The sequence below is a fragment of the Pseudomonas sp. QS1027 genome (assembly GCF_002814235.1).
Classification (GTDB): Bacteria; Pseudomonadota; Gammaproteobacteria; order Pseudomonadales; family Pseudomonadaceae; genus Aquipseudomonas.
Window position 1 is genome coordinate 71994 of record NZ_PHSU01000036.1, and the last position, 18596, is coordinate 90589.

The 18596-nt window shown below is 62.2% G+C and carries 19 protein-coding genes; 11 read left to right on the forward strand and 8 right to left on the reverse strand.

What is annotated here, in order from left to right:
* Positions 1 to 33: 33 nt before the first annotated feature.
* From CWE01_RS29630 to CWE01_RS29640, 3 genes are all read right to left on the reverse strand, one after another.
* A complete protein-coding gene (locus tag CWE01_RS29630; RefSeq protein WP_100944128.1) occupies positions 34 to 1254 on the reverse strand; it encodes a hemolysin in 1221 nt (406 codons plus the stop codon).
* Between the two features lie 184 nt (positions 1255 to 1438).
* Entirely contained in the window at positions 1439 to 1912 is a 474-nt protein-coding gene (locus CWE01_RS29635) for an N-acetyltransferase (protein WP_100944129.1), read from the reverse strand.
* Complete coding sequence (locus CWE01_RS29640) at positions 1909 to 2400, reverse strand: N-acetyltransferase (protein ID WP_100944130.1); 492 nt, start codon at positions 2398 to 2400, stop codon at positions 1909 to 1911. Before CWE01_RS29640 ends, CWE01_RS29635 begins: the two co-directional genes overlap by 4 nt.
* A 200-nt stretch (positions 2401 to 2600) precedes the next feature.
* Here CWE01_RS29640 and CWE01_RS29645 point away from each other — a divergent pair, with 200 nt between their 5' ends.
* From CWE01_RS29645 to CWE01_RS29655, 3 genes are read left to right on the forward strand one after another with little or no spacing between them, the layout of a single operon-like run.
* Positions 2601 to 2945: a YciI family protein gene (locus CWE01_RS29645; RefSeq protein ID WP_100944131.1), complete on the forward strand. Its 345-nt coding sequence runs from the start codon at positions 2601 to 2603 to the stop codon at positions 2943 to 2945.
* Positions 2946 to 2995: 50 nt separating this feature from the next.
* Entirely contained in the window at positions 2996 to 3487 is a 492-nt protein-coding gene (locus CWE01_RS29650; RefSeq protein WP_100944132.1) for an SRPBCC family protein, read from the forward strand.
* Entirely contained in the window at positions 3484 to 4734 is a 1251-nt protein-coding gene (locus CWE01_RS29655) for an RNA polymerase sigma factor (protein WP_100944133.1), read from the forward strand. Before CWE01_RS29650 ends, CWE01_RS29655 begins: the two co-directional genes overlap by 4 nt.
* A 6-nt stretch (positions 4735 to 4740) precedes the next feature.
* Here the strand turns inward: CWE01_RS29655 and CWE01_RS29660 are convergent, their stop codons facing one another.
* The gene (locus CWE01_RS29660) at positions 4741 to 5595 is read right to left on the reverse strand and encodes a LysR family transcriptional regulator (RefSeq protein ID WP_100944134.1); all 855 of its coding nucleotides are present in this window, start codon (positions 5593 to 5595) and stop codon (positions 4741 to 4743) included.
* 91 nt (positions 5596 to 5686) lie between these two features.
* Here CWE01_RS29660 and CWE01_RS29665 point away from each other — a divergent pair, with 91 nt between their 5' ends.
* On the forward strand, positions 5687 to 6121 hold the full coding sequence (locus tag CWE01_RS29665) for a multidrug/biocide efflux PACE transporter (protein ID WP_100944135.1): 435 nt from the start codon (positions 5687 to 5689) through the stop codon (positions 6119 to 6121).
* A gap of 141 nt (positions 6122 to 6262) precedes the next feature.
* A complete protein-coding gene (locus CWE01_RS29670) occupies positions 6263 to 7129 on the forward strand; it encodes an NmrA family NAD(P)-binding protein (RefSeq protein ID WP_100944136.1) in 867 nt (288 codons plus the stop codon).
* 4 nt (positions 7130 to 7133) lie between these two features.
* Here CWE01_RS29670 and CWE01_RS29675 read toward each other — a convergent pair whose 3' ends face one another.
* Positions 7134 to 7892: an SDR family NAD(P)-dependent oxidoreductase gene (locus CWE01_RS29675; protein WP_100944137.1), complete on the reverse strand. Its 759-nt coding sequence runs from the start codon at positions 7890 to 7892 to the stop codon at positions 7134 to 7136.
* 119 nt (positions 7893 to 8011) lie between these two features.
* Between CWE01_RS29675 and CWE01_RS29680 the strand changes: the two genes are divergently transcribed.
* Positions 8012 to 8917, forward strand: a complete 906-nt coding sequence (locus CWE01_RS29680) for a LysR family transcriptional regulator (protein WP_100944138.1) — start codon at positions 8012 to 8014, stop codon at positions 8915 to 8917.
* Between the two features lie 45 nt (positions 8918 to 8962).
* Here the strand turns inward: CWE01_RS29680 and CWE01_RS29685 are convergent, their stop codons facing one another.
* On the reverse strand, positions 8963 to 10567 hold the full coding sequence (locus CWE01_RS29685; RefSeq protein ID WP_371315594.1) for an inorganic phosphate transporter: 1605 nt from the start codon (positions 10565 to 10567) through the stop codon (positions 8963 to 8965).
* A 62-nt stretch (positions 10568 to 10629) separates the two neighbouring features.
* A complete protein-coding gene (locus CWE01_RS29690; RefSeq protein WP_100944140.1) occupies positions 10630 to 11652 on the reverse strand; it encodes a transporter in 1023 nt (340 codons plus the stop codon).
* A 224-nt stretch (positions 11653 to 11876) separates the two neighbouring features.
* Here CWE01_RS29690 and CWE01_RS29695 point away from each other — a divergent pair, with 224 nt between their 5' ends.
* The 3 genes from CWE01_RS29695 to CWE01_RS29705 all read left to right on the forward strand — a co-directional run bounded on the left by CWE01_RS29695 (position 11877) and on the right by CWE01_RS29705 (position 14766).
* Complete coding sequence (locus CWE01_RS29695) at positions 11877 to 12335, forward strand: GNAT family N-acetyltransferase (RefSeq protein WP_100944141.1); 459 nt, start codon at positions 11877 to 11879, stop codon at positions 12333 to 12335.
* A gap of 230 nt (positions 12336 to 12565) precedes the next feature.
* A complete protein-coding gene (locus CWE01_RS29700) occupies positions 12566 to 14188 on the forward strand; it encodes a methyl-accepting chemotaxis protein (protein WP_100944142.1) in 1623 nt (540 codons plus the stop codon).
* A 122-nt stretch (positions 14189 to 14310) separates the two neighbouring features.
* The gene (locus CWE01_RS29705; RefSeq protein WP_100944143.1) at positions 14311 to 14766 is read left to right on the forward strand and encodes a hypothetical protein; all 456 of its coding nucleotides are present in this window, start codon (positions 14311 to 14313) and stop codon (positions 14764 to 14766) included.
* Between the two features lies 1 nt (position 14767).
* Here CWE01_RS29705 and CWE01_RS29710 read toward each other — a convergent pair whose 3' ends face one another.
* Positions 14768 to 15571, reverse strand: coding sequence for a putative hydro-lyase (locus CWE01_RS29710; protein ID WP_100944144.1), 804 nt, complete (start codon positions 15569 to 15571; stop codon positions 14768 to 14770).
* Between the two features lie 333 nt (positions 15572 to 15904).
* Here CWE01_RS29710 and CWE01_RS29715 point away from each other — a divergent pair, with 333 nt between their 5' ends.
* Together CWE01_RS29715 and CWE01_RS29720 are read left to right on the forward strand one after the other, a co-directional pair.
* Entirely contained in the window at positions 15905 to 17188 is a 1284-nt protein-coding gene (locus tag CWE01_RS29715) for an MFS transporter (protein WP_177145495.1), read from the forward strand.
* A gap of 120 nt (positions 17189 to 17308) precedes the next feature.
* The gene (locus CWE01_RS29720) at positions 17309 to 18553 is read left to right on the forward strand and encodes an OprD family porin (protein ID WP_100944146.1); all 1245 of its coding nucleotides are present in this window, start codon (positions 17309 to 17311) and stop codon (positions 18551 to 18553) included.
* Positions 18554 to 18596 lie beyond the last annotated feature (43 nt).

An 18596-nucleotide genomic window follows, 5' to 3' on the forward strand; every position in this document is an offset into this window, starting at 1 on the left:
GGCTCCTGCCGGGGTGGCGCTACGTGCGGGGGTTCAGTTGCCGTAGCAGCGAATCACCGCCGAATGGGTGGCGTAGCGGCCGGAGGCCAGGATCTTGCCATCCGGCTGCAACTCCAGGTTGGAGAGGTAGCTGGTGGAATCGCCGATGTAGATCAGTCGGCTGATCCCGTTATCGCCAAAATCAGGGTCCAGTTCGCCGTTGCCCAAGTGGCGCATCAACCAGCAGCGGCTGCCGCTGTTGATATGGCCGGCGCTGACGATTTTTCCGTCTTCCTGTACTGCGAGGGCGAAGGAGATATCCAGTTCCGGCAGCTCCCAGGGCACTCCGGCGTTGAACGTGACGTCCAGCTTGCCGTCGGCCGTGACACGGGTGAGCAGGGCGATGTTGTGGGTGAGATCGGCGGAGCCGGTGACGACGATTTTCTGGTCGGGCTGCACGGCGAGATCGAAAAACGCGGCGTTGCCGTCGCGGGCCGGTTCCAGCTCCAGATAACCCGCGCAACCGAAGGTCTTGTCCGGCAGGCCGGTGGCCCCGTAGCGCATCAGCATGGCCTTGCGGCCGCGTCGTCCGGCCACGACCAGCTTGCCATCGGCCTGGACCTGGACCGCCTCGAAGGCGATGTTCGGTTCCGGTGCCGTGACCACGCCGCAGGTGCCGAACCGTGGGTCGAAACTGCCGTTGCGGTCGAGGCGCACGATAACGTCGCGTGCCGGCTCGCCCACGGCGCTGTTTCTCAGGGCCAGGACGATAAAGCCGTCCTGGGGTTGCACGGTGAGTCGGCGGCCATAGCCGATCCAGGGCGCCGTGTAAGGCAGGGCGACCTGACCGTTGTCGCCGAAATCGGGGTCCGGCATGCCGTCTTCAGTGATACGGGCGCAGAAGACCTGTTCACCGGCGCGGAAGTGGCCGAGCAAGAGGAACTTGTCGTCTTCGTCGAGGACCGCCTTGATCAGTCTTCGGCTGGAACTTCCGAGTGATTGGGCGAAGTCATTATAGTAAAGGCCGTCGTCGCTGAAGTCGGCCTGGGTGATACTTTCCGGCCGGTCTTCATGCACGCCGATAAACCGATGACGGCCGTCGGGCCGCAATAAAGAGGGGCCGACAAAACCAGGACCTCTTTCTGAAAAAATAACCAGGCCGTCGCGGTGTTCACCAAATTCCAGATCAAATTTCCCGGCGCTGCCGGGTCGTTGGATGACCGTGGAGGGCGAGGCTTTTGGGGCGCTGTTCGAGATTCGGTTTTGTGCATCCATGGGGATTGAGTCCTTTCAGTTTATTAAATGGCCACTTGAGTTAAATAACGGCTTATCAAGTAGCGATACGCTGGCTGATTCAGCAGCGACGTCATCGATTTAATAACTGGAAAGTGAGTTTGCCCAGCGATCAAGTTTTACTGTAAATGACCAACTGATCTCATACTTATGGCCACCCGGAACTTTAAAGTGTCAGGGTCAAGCGTCGTTCGCCGCGATAGGCGTCACCGCTATCGACCCAACCCTGTTTCAGGTAAAGACTCATCGCCGCCTGGTTATCGGTTCCTACCGATAGCAGTAACTGACGGACCTGCGGCCAGGCCTGGCGTGCCGCTTCGGGCAGGGCTTGCAGGCAGGCCGCGCCGAACCCCCGGCCTTGAAGCCGTTTGTCGACCTGCAGGGCATGCAGGGTGGCGCTGCCTTCGCCGGCCCAATGGGGGACGAAAGGATGGCGCTTGAGCAACAGAAAGGCCACCGGCAGGTCGTTGTCGAGCAGGACGAAACCGAGCACGCCGTCATGGGGCTCGCGGGGCAGGAAGTGCAGGGCCGACTGGATATCGCCGCAAAATTGCAGCTGTCCGGGATGGACTTCGAGGCCCACGAGCTGCTCGCGCTGAAGGGGGGTCAACACGTCGTAGCGGGTCAGTCGAGTGTTCATGGCGAGAGTGGCAAGGTCAGCCTGCGCTCTTCACCGACCCGCCCGTGAAACGTCTCGCCGCTGTCGACAAATCCCTGTTTCAGATAGAGCCCGCGGGCGGTGTCATTGTCTGCGTCGACCATCAGCATCAGATGAGTGCTGGCCGGCCAGACGCTGCGAACGGCGTCCGGCAGGGCTTGCATGCAGGCGCGTCCGAGGCCTTGGCCCTGGTGGTTTTTATCCACTTGCAGGCCATGCAGGGTGCAGACGTCGCCGCTGGCCCAGGCTGGTGATGCCGGGGGGCGCTTGAGCAACAGGAAACCTACCGGCAGCTCATCGGCCAACAGGACAAAACCCTTCACATCATTGCCCGTATGGGCCTGCAGTACTGCCAGGCCCCGGGCGATATCGCTGGAAAATTCCTGCTGCGCCGCATCGACCTGGATCAACGCCAATTGCTCGTGTTGGGCGGGGGTCAACGTGACGTAGTCGACAAGGGAAGTTCTCACAGCGGTATGTCCTATTTCCGACAGTAGGGAGGCGGATTCTATCGGCTTTGGCAGTCTCGATATTATTTTTCCTGCGACTTTTTACATCTGTCGATTTCCCTCGCCTCCAGACGACTATTCGTACTTCTGCTGATCGTCGGTAGCTTTCGCCAAAGCGCGAAACAGCAGCCATAGTTGTTCGAGCGTCCTGGAGACATCCCATGAAATACCTGTGCCTGATCTACAGTAATGAGGAGCTGCTGCACTCCCATCCCGACAGCCCCAAGGACCCCGAGTGCCTGGCCTACGGCGAGTCGATCCGGGCCAGTGGCCGCATGCTCGCCGCCGAGCCGCTGGAGCCGGTGAGCACTGCGACCACGGTGCGCATGCGCGGCGGCAAGCTGTCGATCGTCGACGGGCCATTTGCCGAAACCAAGGAGCAACTGGCCGGTTTCTATCTGGTGGAAGCCCGCGACCTCAACGAAGCCTTGCAGATTGCCGGGCATATTCCCGCCGCGCGGGTGGGCAGCGTGGAGGTACGGCCGGTGCGGGAACTGAACCTCTGAAGGCGCGAGCGCTTTCAAACGGCAACCATAAGAATAAAAGGAGCCTGAACATGAACCGCCAAGCGCTACCCCTTGCGGGAGCCGAACATGAGTTGTCCATCAGCCGCCTGATCGAGGCGCCGCGCAATGTGGTCTTCCGGGCCTGGACCGAGCCCCGTTTGCTGGCGCAGTGGTGGGGGCCCCATGGCATGACCATGCCGATCTGTGAAATGCAGCTGTGGACGGGTGGTTCGTTTCGTACGGTGATGCGCACGGCGGAGGGTGTTGAACATCCCTATCAAGGCGTGTTCCTGGAGATCGCCGCGCCGGAGCGGATCGTCTTTACCGACGCCTTTACCCCCGACTGGATGCCCTCGGGAAAACCCTTCATGACGGCGCGAATCACCCTCGAAGAGGCTGACGGTCATACCCTTTATACCGCCCGGGCGATGCACTGGTCGGCGGCGGAAAAGGCCGCGCACGAACAGATGGGGTTTTATCAGGGCTGGGGCGAGAGCCTCGATCGCCTGGCCTTGCTGGTCCGCCAGGGGCTGTTGGATTGACCCTCGAAGCCGAAAGCGTCAAGCAACAGGTCGAGACGGTGTACCGGCAGGAGTCGCGGCGGATCCTGGCCACCCTGATTCGTATGCTGGGGGATTTCGACCTGGCGGAGGAGGCCTTGCACGAGGCCTTTTTTATTGCCGTCGAACGTTGGCAGCGCGATGGCGTGCCGGCCAATCCCCGTGCCTGGCTGGTCTCCACCGGGCGTTTCAAGGCCATCGACGTGTTGCGCCGCCGGGCGCGTTTTGCCGCGTCCCAGGGGCAGTTGATCGCCCAGGCCGAAGCCTTGGAGCAAGACGAATGGAACGACGAGGATGTCGAGGATGACCGGCTGCGATTGATCTTCACCTGCTGTCACCCGGCGTTGTCGGCGGATGCCCAGGTGCCGCTGACCTTGCGCGAAGTCTGCGACCTGACCACGGAAGAAATCGCCCGGGCCTTTCTCTCCAGCCCTTCGACCATCGCCCAGCGCATCGTGCGAGCGAAGACCAAGATTCGTGACGCGAAGATCCCTTATCAGGTGCCCTCCCTGGCGGAATTGCCCGAACGATTGGACAGCGTGTTGCGGGTTATTTACCTGGTGTTCAACGAGGGGTATTCCGCGTCCCTCGGCGCCAGCCTGACCCGCGACGATCTGACGGCGGAGGCCATTCGCCTGGGGCGGCTGTTGCTGGAGTTGCTGCCTGACCCCGAGGTCATGGGCTTGCTGGCGCTGATGTTGTTGCATGAGTCGCGACGTCAGGCGCGGGTATCCGAGAGTGGGGAACTGGTGTTGCTCGATGCCCAGGATCGCTCGTGTTGGAATGCGACTCTGATTGCCGAAGGCTGTGGGTTGGTGGAGCGTGCACTGGGCACCGGACGTTTCGGGCCCTATGGCTTGCAGGCCGCGATCGCTGCCGTGCATGCCGAGGCGGCGACGGCCGAGGACACCGACTGGCGGCAGATCGTCGGGCTCTATGACCTGTTGCTGCGGGCCGTACCTTCGGAGGTCATCGAGCTCAATCGGGCGGTGGCGGTGGCCATGCGCGACGGGCCGTTGGCAGGGCTGGAACTGGTGGAAGGCATCCTCGGGCGCGGCGAGTTGCAGGACTATCACCTGGCCCATTCGGCGCGGGCGGATTTCTGCCGGCGGTTGGGGCGGGTGGAGCAGGCCCGCGAGGCTTACCAGCGCGCGCTGGCCTTGACGCAGCAGGCGCCGGAGCGGCGTTTTATCGAGCGTCGGTTGGAAGAGTTGAAAGGCGCCGGCTAGGGCTCGTTACTCCAGCATCCTGGCCAGCAACCAACTGCCCGCCGGCCCCGGTGGATGCAGGCGTGACCAGAGCGCATCCACCGCCACCGGCCTTGGCCAGCCACGCAGCGACAGTTCCACCAGCGAAGCGTTGTCGAAGCGCTCCACCAGCCAACGTGGCAGCGGGGCCCAGCCGAATCCGCGCTGGGCCATTTCCAGCAGCATCAGGTAGCTCGACGCCGACCAGAAGCGGCCCTGGGCACGACTCTCGTAAGGATTGACGATGCTCGCCAGGCGCAGTTCACGGTGCTGCTGCAGGCTGGCCTGATCGACCTTGGCCTGTTGCGCCAAGGGATGCCCGCGATGGACGAACACGGCAAATTCGGTGCGTTCATCCACGGTGGCGCTGCCCAGGTCCGGCGGGTAGCTGTCCTGTCGTTCGGCAAAGGCCACCTGGGCCCGGCCTTGGCGGACCAGTTCCACCAGATCGTCGCACTCGGCGATCAGGCACTCCAGTTCAAGGTCCGGGTAGCGGGCTTCGAAGTCGCTCAGGGTGGCCTCGAAACGGTTGGACTGGTAGGTGTCGGAAATCACCACCGTCAGCTTCGCTTCCAGGCCCCCGGCCAATTGGCGTGCGCTCATCTCCAGGCGGTTGTTGGCGGCGAGGATGTCCTCGGCCTTTTGCAGCATGACACGGCCGGCCGCGGTCAGGCCGGGCTTGCGGGTACTGCGGTCGAACAGCTCAAGGCCCAGGTCTATTTCAAGGCTGGCAACGGCCGCGCTGATGGTCGACTGGCTCTTGCCCAGCTTGCGCGCCGCAGCGGAGAAGGAGCCCAGGGTGGCGGCCTGGACAAAGGCCTGGAGCATTTCATTGGAGGCCATGAACTATCGCTTTTGTCGATGGTAATCGACTTTTAGTATCTGTCAGGCTGGCGATAATGACAACCCTCAGACATCAATGAAGGCGTCCATCATGACCCCCGGCAAGTCTTTTACCGAACGTGTTCTACAGGCTATCGGCTTCGAGGTGTTCGCCGTGCTGCTGTGCACGCCGCTGTTCGCCTGGGTGATGAGCAAGCCACTGCTGGAGATGGGCGTGGTGACGGTCGCCAACTGTTTTATCGCCCTGGTCTGGAACGTCGTATTCAACGGCATGTTCGACCGGATGCGCGCGCGTTTCGCCCTGGCGCAGAACCTCTGGACCCGCCTGCTCCACGCCTTGCTGTTCGAAGGTGGCCTGGTGGTGGTGAGCGTACCGCTGGTGGCCTGGTGGCTGGATCTCAGCCTGTTGACGGCGCTGTTGCTGGATATCGGCGTGCTGTTGTTTTTCCTGCCCTATACCTACCTGTATCACTGGGCCTATGACGGTGTACGTGCGCGGCTGCTGCTGCGGACACGGACCTCATAGGCGCCGTGGAGGCTGGGGCATAAGATCTTCTGATGATTTTTCGTCACTAATAAAATGACATTCATGTTCTGGGAGGATGCTGTCGCATGCTGGAGAATCCCTCCATCGCGACAGAGGTCGCCGCTTCCTGGAGGAATTTACATGTACGCAGTCATGGGCATTACCGGACAAGTGGGCGGTGCCGTCGCCCGTACGCTGCTCAGCGCCGGGCAATCGGTTCGCGCCGTGGTGCGCAGTGCCGAGAAAGGCGCACCGTGGGCCGCTCAAGGCTGCCAGGTGGCCCTGGCCGACGTGGATGACGGGCAGGCGTTGGCGCAGGCGTTCAGCGCTGTCGAGGGGGTGTTTATCATGATGCCGTCGAACTTCGATCCGAGCCCGGGTTTCCCGGAAGCCCGCCAGGTGGTGGAAACCCTGCGCGCAGCACTGGAACAGGCGCGGCCGGCGAAGGTGGTGTGCTTGTCGACCATCGGTGCCCAGGCGGTCCAGCCGAATCTGTTGAACCAGTTGCAGCTGTTGGAGCAGGGCTTGGGCACGCTGGATCTGCCGGTCACCTTCCTGCGTCCGGGCTGGTTTATGGAGAATGCCCTGTGGGATGTGGCGGCGGCGGTGGAGACGGGAGTGATCCCCAGCTTTCTGCAACCGCTGGACAAGCCGGTGCCGATGATCGCCACGGCGGATGTCGGGCGTCTGGCCGCGCAGTTGTTGCAGGAATCCTGGAGTGGCAAGCGGGTGGTCGAGCTGGAAGGGCCGGAGCGGGTGACGCCTGAGCAGATTGCCGGCGGTTTTGCCGAGTTGCTGGGCAAACCGGTGCGCATGGAAGTGGTGGTGCGTGATACCTGGCAGGCGTTGTTTACGACCCAGGGGATGAATAACCCGCTGCCGCGGATGCAGATGATCGACGGCTTCAACGAAGGCTGGATCGAGTTCGCCGGAATGCCGCGCAAGGGCGAGGTGCCGTTGCGCAGCGTGCTCAAGGACCTGCTGGTTCGCAGTGGAGTGTCCGCCTGAGGTTTTACAGGAACATCCCGCCCGAAGCCTCGATCCGCTGCCCGGTGATCCACTGGCCGGCGTCACTCAGCAGCAGCGCGATGGCGCCGCCGATATCATCCGGCAAGCCGGCACGGCCCAGCGCGGTGTTGGCTGCGACATAGGCATTCAGGTCTTTGTTGTCGCGCACGCTACCGCCGCCGAAATCGGTCTCGATGGCGCCCGGGGCCAGGCAGTTCACGCTGATCCCGCGCGCACCCAACTCCTTGGCCTGGTAACGGGTCAAGGTCTCCATTGCGCCTTTCATCGCCGCATAGGTGGCATAACCCGGCAGGCTGAAACGCGCCAGGCCGCTGGAAATATTGACGATACGCCCACCGTCGGCCAGCAGCGGCAAGAGTTTCTGGGTCAGGAAAAACGGCCCCTTGAAGTGTATGTTCAGCAACTGGTCGAACTGTTCTTCACTGGTCTCGGCAAACAGCGCATGCACGCCGATCCCAGCATTGTTCACCAGGAAATCAAACCGCTCACGCTCGAAGACCGTCGCCAATACCTTGGCAACCTCCTCGCTGAAGACCTTGAGTCCGTCGATCAGGCTCACATCCAGTTGCAGCATGGCCGCGCGGCCACCGAGTTTTTCGATCTCCGCCGCCACGGCCTGGGCGTCGTCAGCGCGGCTGTTGTAGGTGCCGATGATATCGACGCCTTGGGCGGCCAGGTGCAGCGCGGTGCTTTTGCCCAGGCCGCGACTGGCACCGGTGATCAGGGCGATTTTACGAGTCATGTCGTGTTCCTCAGGGAGTGGATAACGCTGAGGAAAGTGTATTTGTCCGCCCATGATTGGATAAACGCTGCGGAATCGGAAACACTGATCGCCTGTTCCGAACAATAGAGTGCGTTGTCATGAACAAGCTGGACCTGCTGCGGACCTTTATCCGGGTGACCGAGCTGTCGAGTTTTACCCTGGCGGGCGAAAGTCTCGGGCTGCCCAAGTCCAGTGTGTCCGAGCATGTCCAGGCGCTGGAGGAACTGCTCGGCACGCGGCTGTTGCAACGCACCACGCGCAAGGTCCAGGCGACCCAGGATGGCTTGGTGCTGTATGAGCGCAGCAAGGACCTGCTGGCGCAGATGGATGAATTGCAGGGCTTGTTCCGCCAGGATGCGGCCTTGCTGGCCGGGCGCATTCGTTTCGATATGCCCAGCGTCATGGCCCGTCGCGTGATCATGCCGCGCCTGCCGGAATTCATGGCGCTGCATCCGCGCATCGAACTGGAAATCAGCAGTACCGACCGCCGTGTCGACCTGTTGGGCGAGGGCTTCGACTGCGTGCTGCGGGTCGGTGCGCAACCCGATCAATCGGTGGTGGCGCGGCATGTCTGTGAGCTGCCGCTGGTCAACTGCGCCAGTCCCGCCTATCTGCAGCGGTATGGCCGGCCGGAGTCCGTGGCCGATCTGGCCGGGCATCGGCTGATCCACTATGTCGGGATGCTGGGGGCCCGCTCCCCGGGGTTCGAGTACCTGCAAAACGGCAAGTTGCAGCAGGTGCCGATGGCCGGCAGTGTCACGGTGAACAGCACTGATTGCTACGAGTCGGCATGCCTGGGCGGGTTCGGTTTGATCCAGGCGCCGTATCTGGGCGTGCGCAAGCACCTGGACAGTGGTGCGCTGGTGGCGGTATTGCCCGACTATCTGCCGGCGCCGCTGGAGGTGTCGTTGCTCTATGCCCAGCAACGCCATCTGCCCCGGCGGGTGCGGGTGTTCATGGCCTGGTTGGCGCAGGTGCTGCAGGAGGAGTTGGGCGACGCTTGAAGATGAGCGCATGCCGGGGGCATGCGCTCATCGAGGGGGCGGGGCTTAGAAAATCTTCGTGAACAACCAGTACAGGCTGCCCGACAACAGGATCGCCGCCGGCAGGGTCAGGACCCAGGCCATCATCAGGTTGCGGATGGTGCGCATCTGCAAGCCGCCGCCATTGGCGACCATGGTCCCGGCCACGCCCGAGGACAAGACATGGGTGGTCGACACCGGCAAACCATACATGTCCGCCGCGCCGATGGTCAGCATCGCGACCATTTCCGCCGAGGCACCCTGGGCGTAGGTCATGTGGGTCTTGCCGATCTTCTCACCGACGGTGACCACGATGCGCTTCCAGCCGACCATGGTGCCGAGGCCCAGGGCGATGGCCACGACAATCTTCACCCACAGCGGGATGAAGCGGGTGGCGCCGTCGATCTGCTGCTTGAACAGCTGCACCTTGCCCTGGGTGTCGGCGTCGAAGTTGCCGACCTTGTCCTTGTCCATCAGGCGGATGGTTTCGCTGCTCAGGTACATGTCGTTACGCACGTTGCCCATGGCTTCGGCCGGAACCTTGGCCAGCGAGCCGTAAGCCTTGACCTCGGTACCGATATTGCCGGCCAGGGCGGCCAGTGACGGCACCACGTCCGGCGTCGCCTGTTTGGTCCGCACATATTCCGAAAGGGTGTGGCGCGGGTCGGCGGGGGCCGGTTGTGGCGAACTGCGTACCAGCGCCTGCTGGGTAACTTCGGCGACGGCGGCGAACTGTAGCGCCTGGTCGGCCGGCATGGTGCGGTTCAGGGCGTAGGCCATCGGCAGGGTGCCGACCAGGATCAGCATGATCAGGCCCATGCCTTTTTGCCCGTCGTTGGAACCGTGGGCGAAGGACACGCCGGTGCAGGTCAGAATCAGCAGGCCGCGAATCCACCACGGTGGCGGCGAATTGCCTTTGGGTGCCTTGTACAGCTCGCGGTTCTTCACCAGCAAACGCAAGGCAAGCAGCAACAGGGCGGCGAAGAAGAAACCCACCAGCGGCGACACCAGCAAGGCATAACCGATCTTGGTCGCCTGGCTCCAGTCCACGCCGCTGGTGCCGTCACGTCCGTGCATCAGGGCGTTGGCCACGCCGACACCGATGATCGAGCCGATCAGGGTGTGGGACGAAGAAGCCGGCAGGCCCAGCCACCAGGTGCCGAGGTTCCACAGGATGGCGGCGATCAGCAGGGCGAAGATCATTGCGAAGCCAGCCGAGGAGCCGACTTGCAGGATCAGCTCCACCGGCAGCAGGGCGATAATGCCGAAAGCCACCGCGCCGCTGGAGAGCAGCACGCCGAGGAAGTTGAAGCAGCCGGACCAGACCACCGCGAAATGCGCCGGCAGGGAGTTGGTGTAGATCACTGTGGCCACGGCGTTGGCGGTGTCGTGGAAGCCGTTGACGAACTCGAAGCCGAGGGCGATCAACAACGCCACGCCGAGCAGCAGGAACGGTGTCCAGGTGGTGACCACCGTGCCGAAATCATGCATGTCGTGCATCAGGCTGTAGGCGGTGAACAGCAACCCCATGGCCAGCACCGCGAAAAAGATCACCGCGGTGAAGACGCGGGGTTTGCTTTCGCCCAGGGCGGACGAGGCAGCAGTCGATGAGGGGATGGCCATGCCGGGAATCCTTTTTGAGAACGGATGCCAGCCATATTCATTGCTAAATGTTACAGACTGACTGCGCCAGATCAGTAATCCTGACGTTTGCGAAACGCCCAGCGTCCGGCCAGTACGGTAAAGGTCGCCACCAGCGCCACCAGGATCCAGAAGCCCTCCGGGTCGCCCGACAAGGGGATGCCGCCGACGTTCATGCCGAAGAAGCCGGCAATGATATTGATCGGCAGTGCCAGGACCGTCACCACGGTGAGGGTGAAGAGGGTGCGGTTGCTCTGTTCGTTGAGGCTGGCGGCGATCTCTTCCTGCAACAGCTTGATCCGTTCGCCGAGGGCTTCCAGGTCGCTGAGGATCAGCGAGAACTCCTCGGTGGACTTGCGCAGTTCCTTGACGTCTTCCTTCTGCAACCATTGTGGCGGACGGTTGAGCAGCCGCAGCAACGAGCCCGGCTCCAGGGCCAGCAGGCGTTGCAGGCGTACCAGTATCCGGCGCATGGCCCCGAGTTCGGCGCGGTTGTTGCTCAGGCGCAGGGCCAGCAACTGGTCTTCGATCTGGTCGACGCTGGTGCTGGTCTTGCGCACTATCTGGGTCAGCACTTCACCCTGGTCGCGCAGCAGGTGCACGAGCAATTCCAGCGGCGAGCGAAAGCGTTCGCCGGCCTTGACCGAAGAGCGCAGCTTGTCCACCGAGTGCAGCGGTTGCAGGCGCGCGCTGATCAGCAGTTTGCTGCGGGCGCAGACCCACAGCGTGGAGATGTCCGAGGAGACCATGCTGCTGAGGTTGAACACCACGTCGTTGACCACCGCCAGCAAGGCGTTGTCCACGTGTTCGATACGGGTCGAGCGCGAGCCTTCGTGCAGGGCCTCGAAAAACTCTTCGGGCAACGGCAGGTGCTTCTTCATCCAGCGCTCGCAGGCGGCGTGTGCCAGGTTCAGATGCAACCAGAGAAAGGTATCGGGATCTTCCGGTTGTTGCAGGCAGTGCAGGACGGTGGCCGAGTCGATTTCCTCGCCCCGTTCGCCGGTGCGGAAGCGAAAGCCGTAAAGCAGGCCGAACAGATCCGGGTCACGATGGCTTTGGTCAAGGCTGTGGTTCATGAAGGCTCGCTGAAGGGGAACGCCTGAAACATTTTTTACAGGTTCGCGGCTGTCAGCATCGCAAGACTTCTTGACGGTTTTGTGACGTTTTCAGGGTGGGCTGAGTGTCGTGGGTAAACGTACGGTGAGACGGAACAGGCTCTGTACAGGTTCTGTGCTGTAGGCTCGGCGTCATTAAAGGGGCTTTGGGCGGATTTGCCCGAAGAGACGCTGGAGTGCTCAGTATGCAGTTTGCTACCACGGATACTCCGCGGGTCACTCTGGTCGGGACTCAATCCAGTGACTTCGAAACGCTGGTTGCCATTCGAATCGAAGCCATGCGTGACAGTCTTGAACGCATTGGTCGCTTTGATCCCGTACGTGCCCGAGAGCGTTTTCGCGATGGTTTTTCTCCCGAGTTCACCCGCTACATCGAGGTTTCTGGCGAGCGGGTCGGGTTCGTCGCCGTCAGGCCGCTCAGCGACGGGTTGTTGCTTGACCACCTGTACATCAAACCGAGTGCGCAAGGCCTGGGGATAGGTTCGGTTGTGCTTCGGCAGATTTTCAGGGAAGCGGAGGCCGCTGCGCCGATCTTGTGGGTGGGGGCGCTCAGGGAAAGCGCTTCAAATCGTTTTTATACGCGTCATGGCTTTCAGATCGTCGAAAGTGGCGAGTTCGATAACTACTATGTTCGTCACTTGTGACGATGAGTACTGCCTTGGCAGGAGGATTTGATTGTTTCCTGCGGGTTGACGGCTATCATGCCGCCGTTGACCGATGGTCGGCTCGGCTCAAGTGGCCTGCCGGCCCGCCGATGTCATTAGATGTAAGCTACCATCTATTTGGCCATACGCCCGGTTGTCGCTGACAGGGAAGTTTCGACTGCTTGTGTTCCCCACGGGGAGCGCTCAATCCTTGTCGAGAGACTCCGCCGATGCTGAAAAAATCCCTGCGAGCCCAAGTGCTCACGCTCCTGAGTGGCAGCCTGATCGCCATGTTGCTGATCGCGCTGACCTGTTTCCACCTCTTGTCCAATGGCGTCCAGGATTATCGAAATCTGATTGACGGCCCCTTGCACACCTCGCAGTTGATTGACGAGGCCAACGTACAATTCAAGGTCCAGGTACAGGAGTGGAAGAACGTCTTGCTGCGCGGCAAGCAGCCCCAGGATCTGAACCAGTACTGGTCGCAGTTTGAAGCGCGTCAGCGCGATGTGCAGGACATCCTCGGCCGTCTGGCCAGCCAGCCGGGCATGGATGCCCGGCTCAAGTCGCAGATCGAGCAACTGCGTGAAGCCCACCGTGTGCTGGGCAACGACTACCTGAAAGGTCGCGAGGCCTACCTGGCTGCCGGGGCCGACCCGACGGCCGGTGACCAGGCGGTCAAGGGCGTCGATCGCGCCGCCAGCGAGCAGATGAGCGCGCTGGTTGCCCAGTTGCGCCAGCAGAGCAGTGAACAATCGGCGGCCATCAGTGCCCAGGCCGAGCGGACCATCTGGGTCGGCATCGTTGTGCTGGTGATTTCCGGGTTGTTGATCGGTCTGTTGAGCCTGTGGCTGGTCAACCGCAATCTGGTGGAACCGATCCGCCGCCTGATCGACTACGTGGCGCAATTGAGCCATGGCAAGTTCGACAATCGGGTGAACGCCGATCGCCAGGACGAACTGGGACGCCTGGCGGTCGCGGCGAATACCTTGCGCGATTTTCTCGCGGAGACCTTCAGCCATCTCAAACGCAGTACCTCGGACCTGGACAGTGCCAGCGGCGAACTGAAGTCGATTGCCGGCCTGATGGCCAACGGCACCCACGAGCAGTTCCAGCGGACCGACCAGGTGGCCACGGCGATGACCGAAATGTCCGCCACCGCCCAGGAGGTCGCCCGTCATGCCGGGGATGCCGCCACGGCGGCGGATGACGCCGATCGCGCTGCCCAGCAGGGTGAACTGGTGATGCAATCGACCATCGAGACCATTACCCGCATGCGGGGTGAGATCACCACCACCGCCACGGTCATCCGCCGCCTTGAAGCCGATAGCGGACGGGTCGGCAAGGTGCTGGAGGTGATTCGCGGGATTGCCGAGCAGACCAACCTGCTGGCACTCAACGCCGCCATCGAGGCCGCCCGTGCCGGTGAAGCCGGACGTGGTTTTGCCGTGGTCGCCGATGAGGTGCGCAGCCTGGCCCAGCGCACCGCGGCGTCGATCATCGAGATCAACCAGATCATCCATTCGGTCCAGACCGGTGCGGTGGACGCGGCCCAGGCCATTGAAGGCGGGCAGGCCCGCAGTGAAGAGAGCGTCGAGCAGGTGACTGAGGCCGGGGCCATGCTCGAGCGCATCACCACCGCGGTGGAAGCGATCCGCGACATGAACCGGCAGATCGCTACCGCCGCCGAAGAGCAGACCTCGGTGGCCGAAGATATTTCGCGCAACCTGACCGAGATCACCGCCATTGCCAGTACCAACCTGGACAACGTCAAGCGTACCGAGGCCGCGAGCCAGAACCTGTATGGCTTGTCGGGGCAGTTGAACGATGTGACGGCGCGCCTCGGCGCCTGATCCGCGGCCACAGGGATGTGGCCTTGTATCCAGACGCTGACACGCGTGATACAGAATCAATCTCAAAAATGGCGCCAGTCTGTCGATGACAAGATTGCCCATAACTGAATCGGGAGATCCCCATGGTCAGCATTACTTCGGTCACCATTGCCCCAACTCTTACCACCACCAGCGCCAACAAGACCACTGGTACCACCGCTACTGATGACACCACCAGTACCAGCACCACCGGGGCTGCGAGCACCACTCCGGCCGGCGGCAGCCAACCGGCGGGCGCTGGCGGCGCCTCCGGTAGCAGCAGCGACAGCTCCAGCTCCAGTGCTTCCTCCCAGGAAGTCCAGGAGCTGCAAAAGCAACTGGCCGATCTGCAAAAGCAGTTGCAACAAGCTGAGCTGCAAATGCAGAAAGCTCAGGACAGCAAGGAAAGCCCTGACGCCAAGGCTACCTTGCTGGCGGCCGCGGAGTCGCAGGTGTCTTCCATTGCCGGTTCGATTTCCACCGTCAGTTCTGCCTTGACCACTGCCTTGCAGGCCGAGGGCAGCAGCACCTCGGGCACTTCGGTGAACACCACGGCCTGAGTCAAAGGCTGTGATTGTGCAGATCGCTCACCAGCATGCAGCCCGGTGCATGGGTAATGCATAACGGTGGGCGTGACGCCTGCACCACCGACTGCGGGGTCACGCCGCAGGCCCAGAACACCGGGAGTTCATCGTCGGCCAGCGGCACGGCGTCACCGTAGTCCGGTGTGTCGAGGTCGTGGATGCCGATCAGTCGCGGGTCGCCGATGTGCACCGGCGCGCCATGCACATTGGGCATGCGCCCGGTGATCTGGACCGCGCGGATCGCGTCGGCGGCCTTCAACGGTCGCATGCTCACCACCAGCTTGCCCTTTAGCCGTTCGGTGGGGCGGGTATCGATATTGGTCTGGAACATCGCCACGTTGCGTCCCAATTTGACGTGACGCAGGTCGATGCCGGCCTCCAGCAAGGGTTGCTCGAAGGAAAAGGAGCAACCGATGGCGAAGGCCACCATATCGTCGCGCCAGAGATGCTTGATGTTCTGTGGCTCCTCAGTCAGTTCGCCCTGGCGATAGACCCGGTAGCGCGGTACGTCGTGGCGGATATCGACGCTTTCACCCAGGTGACGGAAGATCGGGTCGCCGGGTTCGGTGATGTCGAGTATCGGGCAGGCCTGGCGATTGAGGGTGCAGAAGCGCAGGAACTCATCGGCCCAGTCCCTTGGCAAAATCACGATATTGGCTTGCACCCGACCCAGGCCCAGGCCGCTGGTGTGGCCCTGATACTGGTCGGTGGCGATGTGTCGGCGCAAGGCGCGCGGCGCCAGATGGCGCAACTGATCGAAGGACAGCGCAGGCAGGTTCATCGAACGTCTCTCTTGTGTTGGGTCGAGGCCTTTTTAGGGCGCCGCGACCGCCTCGTCCAACGAGAAAATCTGTTATTGCGAACAAGAAAAACTGATCCGCGGTTGCGCATCGCACGCCGGTATTGCGGCAGGTGCCATTGAGGGGCCATCAACTTTTCTTATGCATTGACCGGCTTTTTTCCCGTTTGACGCTGCACCGCTCCGGCGCGAAGAATCCACTCCACGATGTAGCGCATCTGCATCGGTTCTCCACGACAACGCCTTCACAAAAAAACAATGAGGCGTGTCCGTCATCTTCCCTTGCTGCCGCAGGAATCCTCCATGGAACACACCATGACTGACCACGTGCCTTCAGGGACGCGCCGTGCCGGCCCGTTCGCCTGGTACGCCCCCCTGAGCAAAAATGAAAAGCGCACGTTCTGGAGTTGCAAGATCGGCTATGGCCTGGACGGCATGGACACCCAGATGTTGAGTTTCGTGATTCCCACCCTGATTGCCACCTGGGGCATTTCCAAGGGCGAGGCCGGACTGATCGGCACCTCGACCTTGCTGGCCTCGGCGGCCGGCGGCTGGATCGCCGGGATCCTCTCCGACCGCATCGGCCGGGTGCGTACCCTGCAACTGACCGTGCTCTGGTTTGCCTTCTTCACCTTCATGTGCGGGTTGGCGCAGAACTACGACCAACTGCTGGTGGCGCGCACGCTGATGGGCTTCGGTTTCGGTGGCGAGTGGACCGCGGGCGCGGTGCTGATCGGCGAGGTGATCCGCTCCCAGGATCGCGGCAAGGCGGTGGGCATGGTGCAGGCCGGTTGGGCGTTGGGCTGGGGGTTGACGGCCTTGCTCTATGCCGGATTGTTCAGCTTTCTGCCGCCGGAGCAGGCCTGGCGGGCGCTGTTCATGATCGGCCTGGTACCGGCGCTGTTCGTGCTGGTGATCCGTCGGCTGGTCAAGGAATCCGACACCTTCGAGCAAGCTCGGGACGAGCGTCTGAGCCAGGCTGAAAAGCCTTCGCCCTGGGCCTTCTTCGAGATCTTCGCGCCACGGATGCTCAGCACCACCTTGCGGGCCTCGTTGCTGACCACCGGCGCGCTGGGCGGTTACTACGCGATCACCACCTGGTTGCCGACCTACCTGAAAACCGAGCGCGGCCTGAGCGTGCTGGGCACTGGCGGCTACCTGGCGATGGTGATTGTCGGCTCCTATGTCGGTTATGTCGTCAGCGCGTTGCTGACCGACGCCATCGGCCGCAAGAAGAACTTCATCCTCTTTGCCGTCGGCTCCATGAGCATCGTCCTGGCCTACACCCAGTTGCCCATCGATAACACCTGGATGCTCTGGTTGGGCTTCCCCCTGGGGTTCTTCGCCTCGGGCATCTTCGCCGGCATGGGGGCGTTCCTCACCGAGCTGTTTCCCACCCGCATGCGTGGGTCGGGCCAGGGCTTCTGCTACAACGCCGGGCGCTCCATCGCCGCGTTGTTCCCACTGTTTATCGGCGCGTTGAGTGAAACCCTGCCGATTGGCGTCGGTATCGGGGTGTTTGCCGCCGGTGCTTACGCGGTGGTGATCCTGGCGGCCCTGAGCCTGCCGGAAACACGCGGTCGCCAGCTCGAGAGCTGATGTCCGCCGCACCTGGGTCCGGCGGGCCCAGGGACTACTGATCCTGACGTTTCAACCACATCGGTCGCGATCCCAACGCCCCCGAGAGGGTCGGCTCGCGTCCGCAATAAGGAGCACACCATGAAGCCGTTCGATTATTTCTCCCGTTTGTCCGTGCCAGCGAGCACGTTACTGGGCTTGGGCCTGCTCTGTGCACCGAGCGCCCAGGCGGATTTCCTCGCCGACAGCAAGGGCAGCCTGGAACTGCGCAACTTTTACTTCAACCGCGATTTTCGCCAGACGGGCTCCCGGGACAAAGCCGATGAATGGGCCCAGGGTTTCCTGTTGCGCATGGAATCGGGCTACACCGAAGGCACCGTCGGCTTCGGCCTCGATGCCTTGGGCATGGTCGGTTACAAGCTGGACTCGGGAGGCGGGACGGCGGGCACCGGCCTGTTGCCGGCGGACACCCGCCATGGCGGTTCCCAGGACAGCTACGGCAAGCTGGCGGCGGCGGCCAAGGTGCGTATTTCCAACAGCACCCTGAAAGTCGGTAGTTTCCAGATGAAGGACCCGGTGATCATTTCCAACGATACCCGCCTGTTGCCCGGGACCTTCCAGGGCGGCTTGCTTAATGTGCAGGAAATCGACCACTTGAAGCTGACCGGGGGCTCGTTCAACCAGATCCGCTACGTCGACTCCACCGACGATCAGAAGATGACGGCCAACCGCATCGGCGGTTCGAGCGACAAGTTCCAGTTCGCCGGAGCGGACTACCAGTGGTCGCCCAACCTGCTGACCCAGTATCGCTATGGCAAGTTGGAGGATATCTACCAGCAGAACTTCCTGGGCCTGGTGCATAACTGGGACCTGGGCCAGGGCCAGGTCTTGAAGACCGACCTGCGTTACGCCCGCAGTGCCGAGGACGGCAACTTCCGTCCGCTGGACAACCGCGCACTGGGCGGGATGTTCACTTACTCCTTCAAGGGCAACTCCCTGGGCTTCGGCTATCAGCGCATGAGTGGCAAGGACCCGTTCCCGTACATCGGGCACAGCGATCCGTACCTGGTGAACTTCGTGCAGATCGGCGACTTCGCCAATATCGACGAGCGTTCCTTGCAGGTGCGTTATGACTACGACTTTGCTCAGTTGGGCTTGCCGGGCCTGACCTTCATGACCCGCTACGTGACCGGTGACAATGTGCAGCGGACGGTCCCGGGCGAAGGCAAGGAATGGGAACGCAACACCGATATCGGTTATGTGTTCCAGGACGGGGCGCTCAAAGGGGTGGGGGTGAAGTGGCGTAATGCGACGGTACGGTCGAACTTCGGCAATGACCTGGACGAGAACCGTCTGATCATCAGCTATACCCTGGCACTCTGGTAAGCGCTGGCGTCGTCATCGCCGATGACCAGGACCTTGCGGGAGT

Bases quoted from the DNA above. Each gene is read 5' to 3' on its own strand.
- CWE01_RS29630 (WP_100944128.1), bottom strand. From the start codon at position 1,254: ATGGATGCACAAAACCGAATCTCGAACAGCGCCCCAAAAGCCTCGCCC.
- CWE01_RS29635 (WP_100944129.1), bottom strand. From the start codon at position 1,912: ATGAACACTCGACTGACCCGCTACGACGTGTTGACCCCCCTTCAGCGC.
- CWE01_RS29645 (WP_100944131.1), top strand. From the start codon at position 2,601: ATGAAATACCTGTGCCTGATCTACAGTAATGAGGAGCTGCTGCACTCC.
- CWE01_RS29650 (WP_100944132.1), top strand. From the start codon at position 2,996: ATGAACCGCCAAGCGCTACCCCTTGCGGGAGCCGAACATGAGTTGTCC.
- CWE01_RS29660 (WP_100944134.1), bottom strand. From the start codon at position 5,595: ATGGCCTCCAATGAAATGCTCCAGGCCTTTGTCCAGGCCGCCACCCTG.
- CWE01_RS29665 (WP_100944135.1), top strand. From the start codon at position 5,687: ATGACCCCCGGCAAGTCTTTTACCGAACGTGTTCTACAGGCTATCGGC.
- CWE01_RS29670 (WP_100944136.1), top strand. From the start codon at position 6,263: ATGTACGCAGTCATGGGCATTACCGGACAAGTGGGCGGTGCCGTCGCC.
- CWE01_RS29675 (WP_100944137.1), bottom strand. From the start codon at position 7,892: ATGACTCGTAAAATCGCCCTGATCACCGGTGCCAGTCGCGGCCTGGGC.
- CWE01_RS29680 (WP_100944138.1), top strand. From the start codon at position 8,012: ATGAACAAGCTGGACCTGCTGCGGACCTTTATCCGGGTGACCGAGCTG.
- CWE01_RS29690 (WP_100944140.1), bottom strand. From the start codon at position 11,652: ATGAACCACAGCCTTGACCAAAGCCATCGTGACCCGGATCTGTTCGGC.
- CWE01_RS29695 (WP_100944141.1), top strand. From the start codon at position 11,877: ATGCAGTTTGCTACCACGGATACTCCGCGGGTCACTCTGGTCGGGACT.
- CWE01_RS29700 (WP_100944142.1), top strand. From the start codon at position 12,566: ATGCTGAAAAAATCCCTGCGAGCCCAAGTGCTCACGCTCCTGAGTGGC.
- CWE01_RS29705 (WP_100944143.1), top strand. From the start codon at position 14,311: ATGGTCAGCATTACTTCGGTCACCATTGCCCCAACTCTTACCACCACC.
- CWE01_RS29710 (WP_100944144.1), bottom strand. From the start codon at position 15,571: ATGAACCTGCCTGCGCTGTCCTTCGATCAGTTGCGCCATCTGGCGCCG.
- CWE01_RS29715 (WP_177145495.1), top strand. From the start codon at position 15,905: ATGACTGACCACGTGCCTTCAGGGACGCGCCGTGCCGGCCCGTTCGCC.
- CWE01_RS29720 (WP_100944146.1), top strand. From the start codon at position 17,309: ATGAAGCCGTTCGATTATTTCTCCCGTTTGTCCGTGCCAGCGAGCACG.